This window comes from Sutcliffiella sp. NPDC057660, assembly GCF_042800035.1.
Taxonomy (GTDB): Bacteria; Bacillota; Bacilli; order Bacillales; family Bacillaceae_I; genus Sutcliffiella_A.
The window spans coordinates 22,181-41,562 of record NZ_JBHVHV010000006.1 but is presented as its reverse complement, the minus strand read 5'-3'; the positions used below and the strand labels follow the sequence as shown (position 1 = coordinate 41,562).

The window sequence follows — 19,382 nt, the reverse complement described above, 5'->3', positions numbered from 1 at the left end:
CTTCATAACGTTCTTACGCAATCGGGCGCGATCTAGGAATGATATGCTCCCCTTACGGTAGACAGATTAAAAAATATAAAATCTGACTACGTTAAGGGGAGTATTTTTATGTCTACAAGTTCTTACTCTGCGGAGGATAAATACAAGATAGTTAAGATGTATGAGGAGGGGATATATTCATTAAAGGAAATTAAGTCTAAGTATAAGGTTGCCATTACTACTATTATGAAATGGAAGTATGATTTTGAAAAATATGGTGTAGAAGGTCTCAGGAAATCCTCGACTTGGAAAAGATACTCGAAGGAATTAAAACTGTCTGCCATAAGGGATTATCTGTCTGGTAGGTACTCCCTTAGAGAAGTTGCTAGAAAGTATGAAATACCGTCTGATACTACACTCAGAAGGTGGATTAAAAAGTATAATAGTCATAGAGAAATCAAGGATACTGCCAAGGGGATGAGCCAATCTATGACTAAAGGAAGATCTACGACCTGGGAAGAACGAATTCAAGTGGTTTTGTATTGTATAGAAAACGGTAAAGATTTTCAGAAAGCAGCTGAAAGTTATAAAGTCTCTTATCAACAAGTATATCTATGGGTTAAGAAGTATGAAAATGGTGGAGATGAAGCACTTAAAGATAAGCGCGGAAAAAGTAAAACAGAAATAGAACTTTCTCCGGAGGAGAAAGTTAAGCTTGAGATGAAGAGACTTGAAAGAGAAAATGAACGTTTACGTGCTGAGAACGCGTTCTTAAAAAAGTTAGAGGAGATCGAAAGGAGGCGAAGATAAGTCAAATACGATTTGAGGATAAGTATATGGCTATACAAGAAATGCACCAGAAAGATGGTTTCTCCATTACGATGCTTTGTTCAATTGCGGGGATTGTTCGTTCTGCTTATTATAAGTGGCTGAAGCGAACCCCATCATTGCGTGAACGTCAAAATGAGGCGATCATGAAAGAGATGATTGTTCTTCATGAAAAAGTTAACGGTATTTTTGGGTATCGTCGAATGACTTTAAATATAAATCGCAAATTGGAAAACGACTACAACCATAAGCGAATCTATAGGCTAATGAAGATAGCTGGAATCGAAAGTGTTATTCGAAAAAAGAAAAATCGTTATAAACAGTCGACTCCTCAGCACATCGCAGAAAATATATTGAACCGTGAATTCAATGCTGCCAAACCGAATGAGAAATGGGTTACAGATGTCACGGAACTTAAGTATTGCGGATCTAAAAAGGCTTATTTAAGTGCAATTCGTGATTTATATGATGGTTCCATAGTTAGCTATGTTTTAGGGCACTCAAACAATAATGAATTAGTATTTAAGACAATGGATCTGGCTATATCTTTTTTAGATACAGATCGTCCTTTAATTCATAGTGATCGTGGATTTCAATATACCCATCGAGGGTTTAAACGAAGAGTAGAGAAGGCAAAGATGACTCAAAGTATGTCCAGGGTTGGAAGATGCATAGACAATGGCCCAATGGAATCTTTTTGGGGAACGCTCAAAAGTGAAAAGTATAACTTAGAAAAATACAAAACATATGAAGAATTATCAAACGCGATAGATGAGTACATACGTTTCTATAATTATGACCGATATCAAGAAAGACTAAACGGCTTTAGCCCTATGGAATATAGAGCTAAAGCCGCTTAAGTCATTTTATTATTTCCACTGTCTACTTGACAGGGTGCAGTTCAGAAACAAGGATCAGCGCTCTTTTTATTTTGGCAAGGATGAAGAATAACATATTGTAGGAATATTTAAATTATGAAATAATTGGTATTAAGTTATCAGGTAGAATTGGTTAATTGAAGTTTAGATAAAAATTGGGTTCATTTGGATAAACACTACTATGTTACTTAAATATAAGGAGGTACAAAGGGATGGGGAATCTGCAATCATATTTCCTTGATTTTCATGATGCAATCAAATTGGAAATCGATGATAATCAAGTCCTTCGAGACAAGCGAGAGGAACTGCTTGATGTCCTAAAGGAAAACATCGACCTTGAAGAGGGCAAGTATGATATTTTTCATCAAGGCAGCTATACGATGCACACAGGCATTAAGCCTTTAGAAGGCGGTGACTATGATATTGATGTCGGCCTTTTGTTTAACATCTCCACCGAGGATTATCCTAATCCAGTTACAGCAAAGAAGTTAGTGTATAACGCATTGAAGGATGATTACGAGGACACAGAGATGAAGAACCCGTGTGTGTCGGTAAGGTTCGAAGGAGAAGTAGATAATGACGACCGTAATTACCATGTGGACTTCACGATATATTCGAATGAAAATGATGATGGCAAAACGTACCTTGCGAAAGGGAAGCTCGGCAGCGGGAGTGACAGCAGAACATGGGAGCATTCTGACCCCAAAGAGTTGGTGAGAACCATCAAAGAAAATCTGATGGATAAAGAAGACCGCAAGCAATTCAGAAGGGTCATCCGTTATTTGAAGCGCTGGAAAGATTTGAAGTTTAAGGGTGTCGTGAACCGTCCATCTGGGATTGGGTTAACAGTAGCTGGATTGACTCATTTTCATCCGAGTTATTCTTATAACGCCTTCACAAAGACATACGATGACTTGGGTGCATTGGAATCGTTTGTTCAAAATATGATTAACTCATTCAGCTATAAGTTCAATGATGACGGTGAATGGGAAGACCGGCTAGAGGTGAATCTGCCTACCCCTCCCTATAATGATATTTACGAGAAACTGACAGGCAGCCAAATGAAGAATTTCAAGTCTAAGCTAGAATCCATGCGTGACAGGTTGAAAGAAGCAAGAGTTGAAACGGACCCAGTAAAAGCATGTGAAATGCTGCAAAAAGAGTTCGGGGAAGACTTCCCTGTTCCGACCCAAAAGGAGTCCGCTCAGCAGAGGGGGCCTGCCATCATGGTAGACCATTCTTCAGCATGAGGTGTGTGTATGGCTGATGATTTTACGATAGATAGCCTGAACTTGGACGAGCTGTTTGCCGAAGTACAGGCAATCGATGTTCACCAAGTAAAAAGTGAGCGTAGTCAATTTCTTCATGCATTTGAGGGGAAGATGAGTGTGGCGTAAGAGCAATTCACGATCCAACTTGCTCTTCCTTCACTTTTTCCTTTGAAAAAACCGATGTACTTCCTGAAAAACCGTCAAGAAGCTGGGTTCATTCCTCACATAGAGCCTGACGGATTTATCTGCTACTCGCATGATGAAGGGGTACTGCTCGACAGGAACAACCCGAAGGGCATTATCCATGAATCGTTTCAACGCGCGAAAAGAACGCTTGAAGAGGGTGTGCTTAAGCTGAACTCAGAGGACTTCCTAGTGGAGTTTGAAGCTCTGTGGTCAAGGCAAGAAGGGATTACCCGAGTGGATGCTATCCTCACACCAGAAGACCGCTTCAAAGAGATAGTTGTTTTTCATGATGAGAATCGAAATAAATCCATATTGTTGGACAGTATTAATGAAAGCAAGGTTTATTATTTGAACCGTTTATATAGCAGCCGCAATGTGCTGGATGAGTTTGATAGGAGCAATGGAATTTATATCCCTTTGAGGAAGTCTTCTACTATTAAACCACCTGCATTTTGGGAGACATGGGATATCAGGAATTATCGACAGCTTATCAAGCACAACATTACGGCTTCAACCAAGAATAAACTGAATCAATATTTGAAGAGGAAGTTCATCCAAAAGGGGGATGAGGAGTATATCGTGCTTGGCATCCCTATCCCCATGGGGCAAAGAGCTCTTATAGGCTTAAAGCTTTCTGATTTCCGTGCAGAACAGGGAAAAGGAAAGCATTTTCCTTTTCTTCATCCTATAAGGAAAAACCAGGCTGCATTTGAAATGATGCCATTGGATATCAAACGGCATGATAAGGAGTATTTGCTGAATAGAACGCAGGGACATAACCGAATTGCAGATAAGAAAGTGACGGTCGTTGGACTGGGGTCACTGGGAAGCAGGATATGCTTTGAACTGGCACGTGCGGGAATTGAAAGGTTTACTTTGATTGATAACGATGCCTTGAATATCGATAACGTCTATCGGCATGAATTGGGAATCAGTGATGTTTATTTTAAAGATAGTGCTTGCTATTACCATTTTCCTAAGACAGAGGCGATGAAAAGAGCCATGGAGATAAAGTTTCCGTTCGTTGAGGTGGAATATGAAACCTCCGATATTTTGGACATCATCCAAGGAGAACCAGGGCTACTGCTTGAATCGGATTTAGTCATCATCGCTCTCGGATCCCCGACCGAAGAGCTGTACGTGAATGAAATGCTGCGCCAAATGGACGGGGCGCCGCCGATTCTTTTTACTTGGCTAGACCCCATTGGGTTAGGCGGGCATGCTTTATCAACGAAGAAAGGGACACCAGGCTGCTTTCAGTGCCTGTTCACTCAACCTGATGAACCGAAGCGCTTAATAGCCAACCAGGCCTCATTTGCAGCTCCTGGTCAAAATTTCCGAAAAACGTTGGCAGGCTGTCAATCTGTTTACACTCCGTACGGTTCAATCGATGCTCTTGAGACAGCGGTCATGGCCACTAGATTGTCTGTAAGGATTCTGTCAGGTGAGGAAAGGGATAGCCCGCTTATGTCCTGGAAGGGTGATTCCACGGCACTTCTCAGTCAAGGATATCAGTTAAGTCCGAGGTATGGATTTCCTTCCGACTTATTGTTTGATACCCGTTATTTATATAAGAACGAAAATTGTGTAATATGTCAGGCGGGTGAAACACCATGATTTTCTCGTTCGGTCCAACCTCGAAGTTGAAGATAAACGATGATGTCCTGGAAAAGTTCCGTACCTATCGTCAGTTAGAAAGCCGTGATACGGAAGCGGGCGGAGTTTTAATGGGAAGGTTCATAGAGGGCTCGGATGACATCATCCTTGATTTAATCACCGAACCAACGGAAAAAGACAGACGTGAAAGGTGCTTCTTTAAAAAGCACCTGGAAACTCATCAGGAACTCGTTGATAAGATTTGGGAAGAAAGTGAAGGTACCTGTAATTATGTGGGGGAGTGGCACACTCATCCAGAGAAACATCCTTCCCCTTCTTTTCACGATAGAAGAGAGTGGAAGAAAGTGTTGAAAAAGACGCAGTGTGAGTCATCCTTTCTTTTTTTCTTTATTATCGGCACCGAATCCATCGGAGCGTGGGTAGGAAATCGGAAGACTGTAAAAATAAATAAGTTAGAGGTGTGGAATCCATGAGCAGGGACCCTTTTAAATTATCTACGACTGAAGACCGTTCGTTATGGATTAGTTCAGGTGGATTGTGTGCTAGGTGTAAGACGCCATTAATCTTGGATGATGTTAATGCAAAAGTAAATATTGGAGAGAGAGCTCATATCATTGGGAAGGCAAAGGGAAAGAAGGGTGGACCGAGGCGAGAATTTGCTGACGATTTCGACATAACCGATGAGAATATCGATTCCCTTGAGAACTTGATGCTGATGTGCAGTCCGTGTCACCATACCATTGACACGAATCATAAGGAGCACCCTCCTCAAGATTTGTTTGACATGAAAGAAAAACATGAAAGCTGGGTCAGTGAACAGCTTTCTAAGAAAAATAAGGCAATCGTGGTGGTTCATAAGCGAAAAAACCTCATGCCTGTCGATTCCATCCTTTTATCTAAGGAAACCAACTGTTTATTGTTGGATGCTGTTTCTTTACAGGAGGAATTTACTGATTTCACAGAAGAAGGCTGGACTGCTGCCAAGAAAGAAAATGAGGATTTCTTCCGTAAAGTGGTGAATTCAAAGAAGGAACATGAGGGGACGTATCTTTTTGTTTTCCCGCTTTCTCCGATTCCGTTATTAATTCATTTGGGAAGTCTGATATCGGATACAACAGCCGCTGTTGTTCATCAATTTGATAGGGATACACAAATGTGGTGTCACGAAAATGTGAACCCTGATAAGAATGTGGGGCTGCCAGAAGTAAAGGTTTCAGAAGAAGTTCATAAAAAGCTTGTGGTCAGCTTACAAGTCAGCGGAACCATTCATGAACGGGATATAACAGATGCGGTAGAAGGTCCGTTCCAAAGGTTGAACATCAAAATTGACGAGCCAAAACTAAATGCCGTTTTATATGAGGATGATGTTGAAGTTCTGAAGAGTGTGTTCCGAAAAGAAATATACCGCTTACAAAGTGAAAATCAGTTTTCCGAAATTCACTTGTTCTATTTCGGTCCAGCAGGATTGGCTGTGGAACTTGGTCGCTGCATTAATCAAAACATGCTGCCGCCCGTTCATTTGTATGAATATAATATTCGTGCTACTAATGCAAAATATCAAAGAGCAATAACGATTTGAGAAGAATATAGAGTTCTTGGGAGCCATATCAAAAAACGAATATGGTTAAGAAAGGAGCTTAATCTGAATCAGCTCCTTTCTTTTGTACAATGTACAATCTCAGTTACTGGGTCAGATGGTTTTGTAGCACGTTATCAAAAGAGATTTCATACTTGATTTTTGTACTAGTGAAAAATTATCGGAAAAATAAGGAGATTTCTGTATAAATAAGGATATTCAATTAAAGGGCAGGATTGTTCAATAGTCATATACTAGAGATTGTAAGGAGTGGAGTGAGCTAATGAATTCTTTTCTAGTCTTTATTATTCTTATTTTTACAGTTGTCATCGACTACTATTGGCTGGACACAGACCGAAAAAGATGGGGCTGGATGAAAAATTGGTCTACCAGAAATAAAATATTATTTTTCAGTGGATTTATTGCAGTTTCAAGTTTGATTTATTTGGGATTAAGCTATAAATACTTTTGATGAAAGTTTGGGTTATGCAACAATCTAGGGCGATTGCAGCACAATGGATCGATCCTTATAATAACCTTAATGATTAAAGGCACTGCAAAATTTGCAATGCCTTTGAAATATGTGGATTAATCAGTACATTGTCTATTGCAACTTTGGGTGCATAGTTTAGTAACTTAATTATTTGTTAATTATATGAATCCTTAAAGAACTGCCTGTAATGAAATTGGAGTCGAACAATTTCTCCATCATCATTACGGATAAATCTGACTACTTTACTCTGATCTCTAATTAACGAATGATAGTTTGTGCTCAAATAGTAATGGACGCTGGAAATACAGGTCCCTCAAAACTTGTTAGTTCTATCACGTATATGAACAGTTCAAGAATAAATAATAAATAAAGTGAGTCTAGATAAAATTTTAGGTATCACATACCTAAACTTAATAAATTACTCTTCTATTTTATATCCATTGGAAATATATATAAAATAGAAGGAGGGGATTAAGATTAACTCTATTAAACATTCTTCCAAAAAGGTGATGGTTTATTATTTGGAGTGATTTCAAGACTATTTGTTTTGGGATTAATCTAAGAGTGTTTTTTTTCGAAATTCTTTTTTTACACACTATAGGCTGTGAGAAAATTGAGTGAAATATTGTTTAATAAAGAGTTGATGTTTTTTACACACTAAATAAGTAGGGAGAATGAATTAAGTTATTCTCGTTGGGCGATTGACAAAGGATCCGGAGCTGAGGTATACGAGTGACGGATGTGAGATATATCTAATATTGTCATAAATTATTATTAATATTGACATGTATTATAATATACGACATTATTTTTAGCTTTTTTAATAAAATAATGTTTAATCATAGGTATTCAAAGACAAGGGTTTGTTAATTTTTCTAGTGTGTTCCCTTAATACAACTTTATTTAATGCTCATTAGTCCTAAACTGGGCCTGGGACAAAACTGTTTTAGTCTAAGGAAAACCCGAACTAATTTTAATTCTGGAGTTCGGGTTTTTTGTTTTGTTTAAATAAATTATTATTTTAAAAAGTATTTTTAAAATTCCTTTAAAAAAATTTTGCATATTACTATTGAGTCAAAAAATCAAGATTAGTAAACAGTCTTCGAAAATCCCGAATTATTGGCTAATCCAGTCAATTCCAGCTTGTACTAACTATTTAGCCGAGATAAATTTCAAGATAATACCAATATTCCTATAAGAATATTGGTAATTTCGCGAAAATATATTTACATTTTCAGTAAATTAATTTACAGTTTATGGTGAATGAAAGGAGGGAAATTTAAAAAAATTTCTAATAAATATTAAAGGAGGTATTCGAATTATGAAGAAATTCTTATTGATCATTGTATCTGTCTTGTTATTGTTGCCAACAACTGGATTTAGTACTGGTGAGAAAAAGGATATGGAGAATATTTCATCATTGTATAGTAATAATTTTGGTATATACTATCATGAAGATAGTCATCAAAAGAATAATGCAATTGTAAAACTACACCATATTAATGGTTATATGGATGATAATAAAATTATTGATTTCAATACACATTTGATATTTGAAAGTGGTATTGATTTACAGGTAAAGACCAGTATTATAAAATATAACATTGAATCTGGCTTTTATGAAGCTTGGGTTGATATTGTTAGAAATTCAGAAAGTTTAAATTCTGATATTGGCTCGACAGGTAAAATCTTATTAAATCCTGAGAAAAATATACTTACGCTAATCATGTTAGATAGTGATCAGAAACCCTCTACAAAAGTAACAATAAACTCCCTAGAACCAAAAGAATCTTTAAATATATTAAATGAAGAAATTACTCGATCTGCAGCAGACAATAGTATTTCTAATAATGATATAGCATCTGATGCTAATATTAGAGTAAATTCTAATAAAAATTCTATTTATATGCAGTTCGTAGGTCAAAATGGAATGAGTAATGGAAACAAACGTAGATTTTCCTTTAGAACTGGTATCACTCAAGTACCTCTAAGAAGTCCAACAATGGCTACAATGAACTTTCTTCCTACAAAGTACTCCCATGGTGGCGGTTTAAGTATATATGATGTATATCCAAAAGGTGGCGGGGGTATCAATGTAGGTGTTTCATATAGTTTTGGGATAGTAAATGTAGGATATTCACTTGCTAGATCTATGTACAGTATTGGTGCAAATTCGGCAAATAGTAGAGTAACATTAGACATTACTAAAACAAGTGATGCTTATTGGACAGGTAGTAATTCATCAACTGGAGGTTTAGCAGGAGATTTTTATATCGAAATGCTAAGTGGTGGAACTAGTGGATGTAGAGGATTTAATGTGAATACATCCTTTGAAGTGGTTGATGGTGGAACCGGTCATACTTTTACACAGATAGGCCCATCTACAAATGGTTGTATTACACGTAATTAATAGAAGGTGATCTTATTAAAAAGAAATTTATTTTTGGGATCGTTATAATATTTATTTCTCTATTGAGTGTTTTTGCTTTTTCTTATAAAAACGATAAACCAGCTTATACTTTCGAAGTATTTCCAGAAATAAAAGTGGAGATCTACGAAGATACACAAAACACTTATTGGCCAAAATTAGTTGAAAATCGCTTTTTAGTAGATAAAGAAACTAGTTTTAGTGGTGTTATTCATGACACATCTGAAAAATATTTCGACTATTCAATATTGGAAATTAGCACTAACACAACTTTACTTGTAGGAATTGCAGATACTGAAAATGTGGAGAAAGTAATATTTAAATCGGATGAAAATGATGTTTATGTTGAAAAGGCTATAAATGGACAAATTTTTTTTATTTTCTTGCCTAACATAACTGGACACCCTGAGGTAATATTAAAAAATGATAAGTCAATTTCTTATCCGTATAGTAAATAGGAAAAGAAAATTCTTCTCAATAACGAATAAAACAGAATAAATTTTAAGAGGCTGGGACAAAATAAAATAAATTACCGCTAACAAAAGACGAATAATTTAAGTGGCGACTCTGAAAACCGCTATTGATTTCGGTTGTAAGACTCCGCTTTCCTGTGGTGACCCGTGAGCCTCCTCGACTTCGCCTGCGGGGTCTCACATTGTCCCCGTCTCCGGCATGACAAGGAAGGCAACTGCAGCGATACATCGCACGCAGAAAATGCTTGCATTTTTAAGGAGTCTTCGTCTTCCACTCCAATCAATAGCTAAAGTAACTTCAATACAAAACGAATATTATTACAAAGTAAAAAAAACGAACCAATTTGATATCCTTATTCAAATTGGTTCGTTTTTTTTCTTTCATTAAATACTTTTGTCCCAGCCTCTTTTTGTTTGATTATCCAATTCCCTATTACTAATGGCGGTTATTTAGTTTTGAGGCTTTTAAACATTTAAAACATTGATCTATTTTGCAAGTAATTTGCAAAGGGGGGATAATTTGTAGATATTTGCATCTAGTAGGAAGGAGAGTTCTTTTTTTGGTAATTATTCGAGGCAACTAAGAAATTTTATTTAATTAGCAAGGTTTTATTATATAGAACCTTGCTAATTAAACTATTTATCTAAGAAATTAATTTCCTACAACTCTAGAATACCCACTTATGTAAGCGGCTCCAGCTTCTCCGGACCATTCTCCCTTAGTATAATATTTCCCGCTTGATATCGAGTAACTATTATAAAAATCGGCATAGTCAGTCATGAGTTGTTTAGAAATTTCTCCATCAAATCCAAACTTTTCCTGCATTGCGTATGCATAAAAATTAATAGTTCCATTATTTTGAGCATCGTGGGTAAGTCTACTTGCTGCTGTTATAGTAGAACCTACAGGTTTAAGATTACCAGAATGTAACTGAACTGTTGAAGTTCCAGCTGCTTGAACTATATTAACCCCAAGAAAAGCTATAACTGCACATGATACGGCAAATTTTCCAATTTTTTTGGTTTTTGACATTAAAATCCACCCCCTTTAAATAGTATTATACAATATAAGAATAATTTGTAAATAAAAAAACTTTTTTTTCCTTTATTTCAAAATAGTTCATAATATACATTTACATGTAAAAAATCTTTTGGTAATATAACTTGAGTGAAAAAATGAGGTGGAAAATGTGATAATTACAAATACAATTGCTTTATATATCAAAATTTTTTTTAGAAGTATCTTCATCCCTATTGGGTATTTCCTCTTTATAGGTTTTATTTTTTATGGTTTTTATTATTATAAACATATTGATTACTCTCCTCCTTCAGCAATAACAACGTCTAGTTATGTAGTAATGATAGGAATTTTAATCTATTTATTTTTTGGAGTTTACTTAGTTAGGATAGATGACAAATATTATCTTACAGAAGTATTTCTGACGATACATAATGGCTATATAAAAAGGTTACTTTCAAAGCTTTTAATATCCTTCTTTTCAATAATAATTTTGTGTTTTTTTGTCCAATTCAGTTACATTTTAATATTCTATGATGAATATTTTACTGATTTTTACTACTTTTATGCAGTATTTAATTATATTGTAATATATTGGGGATTCTCATTTTTCATTTCATTTTTGATAGGGTTAATTTTTGCAACTTTAATAAAAGGAAAGATCCTTTATCCAGTAATCCTATTAATTTATACTTTCATAATCCCTTTAAATTATATCTTCTTAGAAGCTATATCAGAATTTTCCAATCTTCAAGTTGATAAATTATTAAATTTAGGAGAGCCAAACCCTTACATGCTTTATAACGCATTATATGGCTTTCCAATTGAAGCATTTCAATTTCACAAAAAAGTTGTATTCGTACTTATTGTTCTTTTCATACTATATTTATTATCTTTATACATAACCAAAAAATTAACCCGAAATAACGTAATAACATTGTCAGCATCTGTTATTTTAATAGTTGGATATGCCATATATTCTTTCTCAGGAAATCAACAAATTTTAAATTCAGATAGCACTTATTTGTTTGAATATTACAATAATAAAGAATCTAGAAGTAAAGAAAATTACGAAAATATAAAGTTTGATAATTATAATATTTTGTTAAAACCTGGAGAAAGCTTGAACGTAGAAGTTACATTAGATGTAACTAACATAAGCAACCAGCCAATAGCACAAATTAACTTAACCCTTTATCACGAGTTAAAAATTGATGAGATTCATATGGAAAATAGTTTGCTTTTTAAACAAACAGGGGATAATACAATCGTTTATCTAGAGAAAGATATTCAACCAAACGAAACCAATACCATAACATTTAAGTATAAAGGTCTTTATTCCAGTAACTTTTTTGGAAATGAACAAACTGTTTACCTTCCCAATCATTTACCATGGTTACCTAGTTCTTTAAATGAAGATGCTTTTAATGTTGCTACCAGTCAGAAAATTATTCATAGAGTCCCACACTATTATGAAAAATCCACTAATTATAAGTTGGACATTAAAGGCAGTAAAAAGTACTATACAAATTTAAATCATAAAGGGGATTATTGGGAAGGTGAAACCCGTTATGGTTTAACTGTAGTTTCAGGTATGTTAAAAGATCTTGATTATAATGGGACTAAAATTATATATCCTGTTACTTGGGAAATGGCCATCGGTCATTATTCAATATTACAAAATCATTTAAAGGGTATAATTGGTTTAATAGAAGAGAGTTTGGAGATTGATAAAATAACATATCCAAATCAAATTTATTTTATCCCTAATTTAAATAATTCTGATAGGCTAATAGGGGAGGGCGTATGGTACACTGAAGAAAGTTTAATATTGGGAATTAAAGGGTATCTCGAACCAGATCATGATTATTTTCAACAAAACAAAAGTTTATTAACTTATGAAATCGTACCAGCATTATTAACAAAAAATTTACCCTATAATGATGAGAATTTTGAATTTAATTTATTGTTTAGTGTTGTATTATCTCAAGCAATCAATGCAAACCTAGGGGTTAAAGATGACTGGAATACTTTAAGCTACGAAACACTGGACTATTTAATAGAAAGAGATGGCTATAAATTAGATGTTATCAATGAGGTAAAGAAATTATTGAAAACAAAGGAATTTAGAAATATACAAAGTGATTTATATAAGGAATGGTATTTACTAATAAAAGAAGAGAATAATTGGGAACAGTTATTGAATCTTTTAAGAGATACAAATGAAATTAGTGAAAGTAAGGAGTAGAAAATGGATACTATTAAGATAGAAAATGTGAGTAAAAAATTCGGGAGAAAACAAGCATTAAATAATATTAATTTAGATATAAATGGTGCATATGGTTTACTGGGACCTAACGGTGCAGGGAAAACTACCCTGATAAGAATACTTGCTACTTTAATAAAGCCTACAACAGGAAGAATTTATACTTCTTCTGTATGTTGGAAATCCCCTTCTCAAGTGCGAGATAATTTAGGGTATCTACCCCAATATTTTTCAATGTATAAAAATGTAACTGTTAGTGATGCTTTATACCATTTCGCAAACTTAAAAAACATAAAAAAAGATAAGCAGAATACCTCTATTAGTCAAATATTAAACGAAGTAAATCTATATATAGATAGAAACCAGAAGATTAAGAATCTGTCAGGGGGCATGATAAGGAGGTTAGGAATTGCTCAGGCATTGTTAGGGAATCCAAGCATTCTTATTGTAGATGAACCTACTACAGGTTTAGATATAGAAGAAAGAACTAGGTTTAGGGAGTTATTAAGAAATATTGGTGAAAATAGAACAATAGTTATTTCATCACATATAGTAGAAGATATTGAAGAGGTTTGTGATAGTATCTGCATAATAAAACATGGAGAGATATTATTGTCTGGAGAAATTTCAAAAATTAAAAGCTCCTTTCTTGGTAAAATTTACGAAAAAATTGAAACTAAAGAACATTTCCAAGAATCTCTAAGACTTGATGAAGACGTTATATCTGTTAAGTCACAAAAAAGCGGTATAAATGTTGTGAGGTATTTTTCAGAAAGTAAGAACAAAGAGGGATCAATAGTTGAACCCAGTATTGAAGATATTTATATATATACAACTAAAAGGAGAAAAAATTGAAAAAAATCGATATTTTCTTTGATATAAAATCTATGGGATTGTCATTTTTCTTCCCTTTTATCGTTATACTCTATATACATTTACTCTTATTTTTTAGAGAAGATGTTGAATCATTTATTGAAATTCTATCTATTTTGGAGTTTATTATTTGTCCACTTATAGCATGGTGGACAATCTATTTATATTTTGACTATTACGAAGGTTCCGCTCGAGAAATTTTGTTTTCATACCCAGTTTCCAAGGCTCACCATGGTATCTTGAGGGTCTGGACCTTTTTATTATTGTATTCCTCTTTAATCATATTGTTATTTATACACATTAACTTTCAATTCGAAACTTTTATGGTTAGTACATCTCTCGTACAATATTTGCCCCAAATTTTAATGTATTCTAGTATAAGTTTTTTATTAGTAATTATTTTTAAAAGTATAATTCCTCCAATTATTATTATTGTTGGATATGTAATTTCCAAATACTTTACTTATGGTTCTCCAGCATTACCGTTATATAATATAATGTATTTTAATAAAGAGGTATTGCAACTTGAAGATATCGTAGGAAAATCGTTGTTAAATGTTTTGCTTAGTTGTATTTTCTACTTTGTAGGGCATCTAATATTTTCTAATAATAGATATATGCTTAAGTAAGTGCTCGAACCCCTGACCGTAGAGTTAATTATAATCGTCCACGGATTTTGTCTTAAGGATAATAAGCTACTATTAGTGAATTCAAACCAGAGAGGAATGGGATTTCCCTGGAGGTCATATTGAAATTGAAGAAACGCCTGAAGAATGTTTAAAGCATGGAGCATATGAGGTTACGTTATATGAAGCTGCTATTTGTTAGGTCATTTTGTAGTTGATCACAATGAAAACCCGAATTGGAATGAAAGCAGTCCTTATCCTAAAGTCGGCTACCAAGTTTTTTATCGTATGGACATAGACCAGTTTTATGACTTTAAAGCCAACTATGAATCCGGAGAAAGAATTTTAATACATCCAAGCGAAGTATTAGAGTTTTATCATAATTGGAACGATCTATATCAAGAAATAAAATATTATGCTTTGGCTAATATTTTATCTTCAAGAAAAGGGAGCAATTCTGAAGTAAAGAATTGCACTCTATCTTTATATAAACGGTCAGATTGATGAAAACACACTCTTAGGAAATTGGATATCCTAAAAACTTTTTATATAGTTTAGAATAGGGATTAAATTCGTATACAGTTGAAAATTATGGGAGGGGTATAATCATGTTTGAAAAATTAAATTTAGATGACCTGATTTATAGTGAACGAGATGATTTTACCCCTTTAGTGGTAATGATGTGCGGTGTAGCAGGTTCAGGGAAAACTACATTTGCACAACAATTAGAAAAAGAAGGTTTTGTACGTCTTTCAATTGATGAAGAAATTTGGGCTAATAATGGTCGCTATGGAATTGATTTCCCGGTTGAAAAGTATGAGAAATACAAGGAAGATGCAGAAAGAAAATTACGTAATCAACTAATAAAGTTAATTCAGGATAAACAACAGGTGGTGGTTGACTTCAGTTTTTGGCAACGTTCAAGAAGGAATCAATATAAACAACTTATTGAAGAGGCTGGAGGTAAATGGAGTCTTATTTATTTGAAAGTTCATCCTAATGATTTGCGAAAACGACTCAAGGTACGGAGCCAACGTTTTGATGCCAATGCTGCCTTCACTATTACAGAAGAAATTTTAACTTCATACCTTAATGGTTTTGAAGCACCAACAGGTGAAGGAGAAATTATAATTGAACATTAGAGAAGATTCCTTTTTAATAAAACAGGGACATATTTAAATAGGGAAAAACCTTTATTCATCTTCAAGAAAAGGGCGCATTTGTTGAAAAAAATATAAGGTCATATAATATAGTTAGTGACTATATTATATGACCTTTATTTATTAACAAAGTAAAAATGAATGCAAGGAGGAGTGAAAATGGCAGAGCATCGTTTTCATTTAAAGGCGAATTGGCCTGGGCTACGAAATGATGTAGGGATTATCGAAGCCGATCATTTAGTGACAAAAATCTCTATACCAAAAGAAATGAATGGTCCCGGCATTGGTACAAATCCTGACGAAATGCTCCTTGGGGCAGCAGCAACATGTTATATTATTACACTAGCCGCGATGATGGAACGTAGTCAGATAGAGAAAGATGGATTAACGATGGAATCAGAAGCATTTGTTGATGTGACAGATGGTGTATTTACATATAAAAAAATTATCCATCGACCAGAAATAGTATTGAAACAAAATGCTTCCGATCGTGACAAAAAGGCGGCACAAAAGATTGCGGAAAAAGCTGAAAAATCTTGTATGATTAGCCGTGCAATTCAAGGCAATGTGGATATTCAATTAGAAGTAACTATTAAAACTGCCTAATTGAACATTCAAATGAACTTGTGGAAAGCCCTAACTTCATTGTGATTTTATTAAGGTTATCAGTTAATGAGAGCTACAAACAAGTTGAGTAGATCATCTCTGTTAAAATACAAATATAGTTAATTTGCTCTTGTTACGGATTGGAAGAATTATTAGTCAGGGGGTTTTATCTTGGGACTATTCCTAGCATTATTAGGTGTTTTGGCTTCCGCGGGAGTTATATTTTATATGGGGAAGTCGGGGTTCAAATGGGGGGAGAACATCGACGAAAGAGATAATGATGGCAAATAACAGTGGGGATGGATATCGGGTCATATCAAACCGGCCGATAGTCGCGATGGAGGATTGTGAAAGAAGAATAAGGCTTAAGGAGCGGGAATTTTGTTAACAAACCTGTACTTTGTAAGGCACGCTCATTCTATATATACACCAGAAGAACTTAGAAGGCCCTTGTCAAAAGAGGGTTTATCTGATGTGGAGAAAATTGATCGGCTGCTTAGCCAGGAAAGAATAGATTATGTCATTTCAAGTCCGTATTTACGAGCAGTTCAAACAGTGGAAGGTGTAGCAGGGCGTATTGGGAAAGAAGTCATTCTTGAGGATGGTTTCAGGGAGAGGCAATTGTCATCAAGCCCTGTTGAAGACTTTCAGCTGGCTATCACAAAGGTCTGGCAAGAGCCTTCATTCAGCTGGGAAGGCGGGGAATCAAATATAGCTGCCCAGAAACGGGGCGTTGAGTCCACTTTAAAGGTTATAGAAAAGTATGAAGGTAAAAACATTGTCATAGGAACACACGGTAATATAATGGTTCTCATTATGAATCATTTTGATGATAACTATGGCTTTGATTTTTGGAAAGAACTCAGCATGCCTGATATCTACAAACTTACTTTTGAAAAGGCAGACTTGATAGAAGTGAAGAGAATGTGGAGCAAGGGATGAATATACTAAACAATCAGGAGCATTTCCGCTCAATATGGAAATCAGGGTGGCGGGAAAACCGGGTAAAAAGTTAGGGGAAGTTCAACGGATGGAAGATAAAGGATTCTACGTGTATCACCTGGTAACAAGGAAAAAAATGCGTGTCGGTCAGGTGATAAACTTTGACAAGGATCAGAAAAACACATTATACAGCTTCTTCTTCGAGAGGGAGCATGTGAATTCAAATGGCGAAGATTTCTTTCAAATATTTTTCAGCAATTACACACAAGATGGAGTGAACTTGAATCCGGAAGATGCAGAGGTGTCGATGAAATATATTTCTCAGACCATACGGGCCATCAGAGAAGTAATAGTGGAAATGGTAAGGCAGCAATATCACCCCGAACTTCCTTCAAGACTGTCCTGCCTATACGCTTCAAAAAGCTATGAAGAGGCGCTGAAATGGAAAGAGCTCTTTGATTCCTACAATCGCAACGTCTTGCAGATAGTAAAGCTGCGAGTGGAGGGGAACTCCTTTGAGGGGGATGGCGGCCTATTGCCAAAGGAAGATGGCATTCCATTCTCTCAGAAAATTGAACAAGCAAAGCAATATTGGCAGGGTAACATACATAACGAACTTCCGGAGCTATTGATTGACGGGAAAATTGAGGTTGTGGAAATAATAGATGATTTTAGAGTATAGGAAGCAGGGGACAGTCTGCTTCCTATAAAGCGTCATCGAAAAATAAGCGTAGAATTTCCCCTTATTGAGGAAATAGCCATGAAGTTTGTTTGAATAGACGGAGAAATTCCGACTACTGCCTCGAAAAACGCGAAAACAGGTAATTTTGCCTTGCTTAAGCGGAAAACCTCCGCTTAAATCCGCCGGGCTGAGCAAGATACTGACCGCTAAGCGGAAAATATACGCTTAACCTCCACCGAACCAAGCTCAATCAGGACCACTAACCGAAATAGCTCCGCAAAACCGAACCGTCCCCCGCTTCCACTAACCCGCTACCTCCCGCAGGACAAGGAAGGCTTCGGCAGCGACTCATCGCACGAAGAAAAAGCTCGCATTTTTGAGGAGTCTTCGCCTATTGCTACAATCAACAACTAGTGAGCTGAAAAATCAACACAATTCTTTAACATAGCCTTGTAAAAAGTGCCAGATCAGTTGCGGAAATGATAGAATTGAATGGAGATCGGGAACGGTGCAGCTGCTTCGGAAGCAGAGAAGCATCCCCATATTCAAGGGAGGAAAAGGGATGAGCAGTCATGCAGAAATACCAAAGAATAAGGAGACCAGTATTGCCCCTTGGCTTTCGGTAAGGAATGCGGCGGAAGCAATACATTTTTATAAGAATGCGTTCGGTGTGAAAAAGTTGTATAGTTTACAGATGGATGATGGAAGGCCGATCATCGCTCAATTATCCATAGACGGAGCGGATTTCTGGATTCAAGAGGATCCGGAGACAAGCCCTGATTCAGATGGTCAAGGATCTGTACGAATGATTGTGACAGTCAACGATCCGGATTCCATGTTTATACAGGCCATCGAGGCTGGCGCAATCGAAGTCGTACCAATTAATGAAGACCATGGCTGGCGGATTGGGCGTTTGGTTGATCCTCTTGGCCATCATTGGGAGATTGGGAAGAGAGTAAACAGCTGATGAAGCAGTGGGGACGGTTCTCACTGCTTTCCCATCCATTATTGTAGAATGATCCAATTAATAAAGAATTGGGACAGCTTCCTGATCCCGTTTGTACGGGTCGATGGATCTGTCCCACAGTTCAACTTATTTCTTACCCCGATCGGTGGTTTTATGAATATCCCCTTTGCCATTGTAGGTGATCCATACACCAACCGGCTCCCCATTTTCAAAATACCCGGAACGTTTAATGGTCCCATCAATACGATACCATTCCCAATAGCCGTCGGGCTGATCTCCTATCATTTTCCCCTTGGACCAGATTGTTTTCCCATTGGCATGGTACTTAATCGTGTAACCATCAATCACTTCCAGTTCTTTTTCCTTCACTCCATTTGGGCGGGCCAAATCACATTTTTTATTTTCCATGCTAGTCCAGACCTGTGACATACTATCACTCCTCTTACTTCAAATTTACCAATATATAACCATCATACCATATGTAAAATAGTCACTATATACCGATATAAGAAG

General features: G+C 35.8%; 20 protein-coding genes. 18 read left to right on the top strand and 2 right to left on the bottom strand.

The window, feature by feature from the left end:
• Positions 1-108: 108 nt before the first annotated feature.
• The 9 genes from ACFVAD_RS07725 (at position 109) to ACFVAD_RS07685 (ending at position 9,714) form a co-directional block, all read left to right on the top strand.
• Positions 109-1,667 (top strand): IS3 family transposase gene (locus tag ACFVAD_RS07725; RefSeq protein ID WP_386637778.1). Its coding sequence is split into 2 segments (ribosomal slippage): positions 109-751 and positions 751-1,667, totalling 1,560 coding nucleotides; the frame shifts between segments, so codons are not numbered across the junction.
• A 230-nt stretch (positions 1,668-1,897) separates the two neighbouring features.
• Positions 1,898-2,935 (top strand): nucleotidyltransferase domain-containing protein, encoded by a 1,038-nt coding sequence (locus ACFVAD_RS07720; RefSeq protein WP_386637776.1) that lies wholly within the window; start codon positions 1,898-1,900, stop codon positions 2,933-2,935.
• A 9-nt stretch (positions 2,936-2,944) separates the two neighbouring features.
• The gene (locus ACFVAD_RS07715; RefSeq protein ID WP_386637774.1) at positions 2,945-3,082 is read left to right on the top strand and encodes a hypothetical protein; all 138 of its coding nucleotides are present in this window, start codon (positions 2,945-2,947) and stop codon (positions 3,080-3,082) included.
• A gap of 12 nt (positions 3,083-3,094) precedes the next feature.
• Positions 3,095-4,759: a ThiF family adenylyltransferase gene (locus ACFVAD_RS07710; protein WP_386638314.1), complete on the top strand. Its 1,665-nt coding sequence runs from the start codon at positions 3,095-3,097 to the stop codon at positions 4,757-4,759.
• The gene (locus tag ACFVAD_RS07705) at positions 4,756-5,232 is read left to right on the top strand and encodes a Mov34/MPN/PAD-1 family protein (RefSeq protein ID WP_386637772.1); all 477 of its coding nucleotides are present in this window, start codon (positions 4,756-4,758) and stop codon (positions 5,230-5,232) included. The genes ACFVAD_RS07710 and ACFVAD_RS07705 overlap by 4 nt, the downstream gene beginning before the upstream one ends.
• Positions 5,229-6,338, top strand: coding sequence for an SAVED domain-containing protein (locus tag ACFVAD_RS07700; RefSeq protein WP_386637770.1), 1,110 nt, complete (start codon positions 5,229-5,231; stop codon positions 6,336-6,338). The genes ACFVAD_RS07705 and ACFVAD_RS07700 overlap by 4 nt, the downstream gene beginning before the upstream one ends.
• 280 nt (positions 6,339-6,618) lie before the next feature.
• The gene (locus ACFVAD_RS07695; protein ID WP_226681559.1) at positions 6,619-6,807 is read left to right on the top strand and encodes a hypothetical protein; all 189 of its coding nucleotides are present in this window, start codon (positions 6,619-6,621) and stop codon (positions 6,805-6,807) included.
• Between the two features lie 1,342 nt (positions 6,808-8,149).
• On the top strand, positions 8,150-9,238 hold the full coding sequence (locus tag ACFVAD_RS07690; RefSeq protein WP_386637767.1) for a hypothetical protein: 1,089 nt from the start codon (positions 8,150-8,152) through the stop codon (positions 9,236-9,238).
• A 62-nt stretch (positions 9,239-9,300) separates the two neighbouring features.
• The gene (locus ACFVAD_RS07685) at positions 9,301-9,714 is read left to right on the top strand and encodes a hypothetical protein (RefSeq protein ID WP_386637765.1); all 414 of its coding nucleotides are present in this window, start codon (positions 9,301-9,303) and stop codon (positions 9,712-9,714) included.
• 667 nt (positions 9,715-10,381) lie between these two features.
• Here ACFVAD_RS07685 and ACFVAD_RS07680 read toward each other — a convergent pair.
• Positions 10,382-10,762 (bottom strand): hypothetical protein, encoded by a 381-nt coding sequence (locus ACFVAD_RS07680; protein WP_386637763.1) that lies wholly within the window; start codon positions 10,760-10,762, stop codon positions 10,382-10,384.
• Between the two features lie 157 nt (positions 10,763-10,919).
• Between ACFVAD_RS07680 and ACFVAD_RS07675 the strand changes: the two genes are divergently transcribed.
• The 9 genes from ACFVAD_RS07675 (at position 10,920) to ACFVAD_RS07630 (ending at position 18,869) form a co-directional block, all read left to right on the top strand.
• Positions 10,920-12,995 carry a hypothetical protein gene (locus ACFVAD_RS07675; protein ID WP_386637761.1) on the top strand — a complete coding sequence of 692 codons (2,076 nt, stop codon included), beginning with the start codon at positions 10,920-10,922 and terminating at the stop codon, positions 12,993-12,995.
• 3 nt (positions 12,996-12,998) lie between these two features.
• Positions 12,999-13,868, top strand: a complete 870-nt coding sequence (locus ACFVAD_RS07670) for an ATP-binding cassette domain-containing protein (protein ID WP_386637759.1) — start codon at positions 12,999-13,001, stop codon at positions 13,866-13,868.
• Entirely contained in the window at positions 13,865-14,515 is a 651-nt protein-coding gene (locus tag ACFVAD_RS07665) for a hypothetical protein (RefSeq protein ID WP_386637757.1), read from the top strand. Before ACFVAD_RS07670 ends, ACFVAD_RS07665 begins: the two co-directional genes overlap by 4 nt.
• 192 nt (positions 14,516-14,707) lie before the next feature.
• On the top strand, positions 14,708-15,016 hold the full coding sequence (locus ACFVAD_RS07655; RefSeq protein WP_386637755.1) for a hypothetical protein: 309 nt from the start codon (positions 14,708-14,710) through the stop codon (positions 15,014-15,016).
• Positions 15,017-15,120: 104 nt separating this feature from the next.
• Complete coding sequence (locus ACFVAD_RS07650) at positions 15,121-15,654, top strand: P-loop nucleotide/nucleoside kinase family protein (RefSeq protein ID WP_386637753.1); 534 nt, start codon at positions 15,121-15,123, stop codon at positions 15,652-15,654.
• 177 nt (positions 15,655-15,831) lie between these two features.
• Complete coding sequence (locus ACFVAD_RS07645) at positions 15,832-16,278, top strand: OsmC family protein (RefSeq protein ID WP_386637751.1); 447 nt, start codon at positions 15,832-15,834, stop codon at positions 16,276-16,278.
• 381 nt (positions 16,279-16,659) lie between these two features.
• Complete coding sequence (locus ACFVAD_RS07640; RefSeq protein WP_386637749.1) at positions 16,660-17,220, top strand: histidine phosphatase family protein; 561 nt, start codon at positions 16,660-16,662, stop codon at positions 17,218-17,220.
• 88 nt (positions 17,221-17,308) lie between these two features.
• Positions 17,309-17,902, top strand: coding sequence for a DUF2441 domain-containing protein (locus ACFVAD_RS07635; protein WP_386638310.1), 594 nt, complete (start codon positions 17,309-17,311; stop codon positions 17,900-17,902).
• A gap of 562 nt (positions 17,903-18,464) precedes the next feature.
• A complete protein-coding gene (locus tag ACFVAD_RS07630) occupies positions 18,465-18,869 on the top strand; it encodes a VOC family protein (RefSeq protein ID WP_386637747.1) in 405 nt (134 codons plus the stop codon).
• Positions 18,870-18,995: 126 nt separating this feature from the next.
• On the opposite strand, the gene ACFVAD_RS07625 is transcribed toward ACFVAD_RS07630, so the two are convergent.
• Positions 18,996-19,298, bottom strand: coding sequence for a toxin-antitoxin system YwqK family antitoxin (locus ACFVAD_RS07625; protein ID WP_386637745.1), 303 nt, complete (start codon positions 19,296-19,298; stop codon positions 18,996-18,998).
• Between the last annotated feature and the right edge of the window lie 84 nt (positions 19,299-19,382).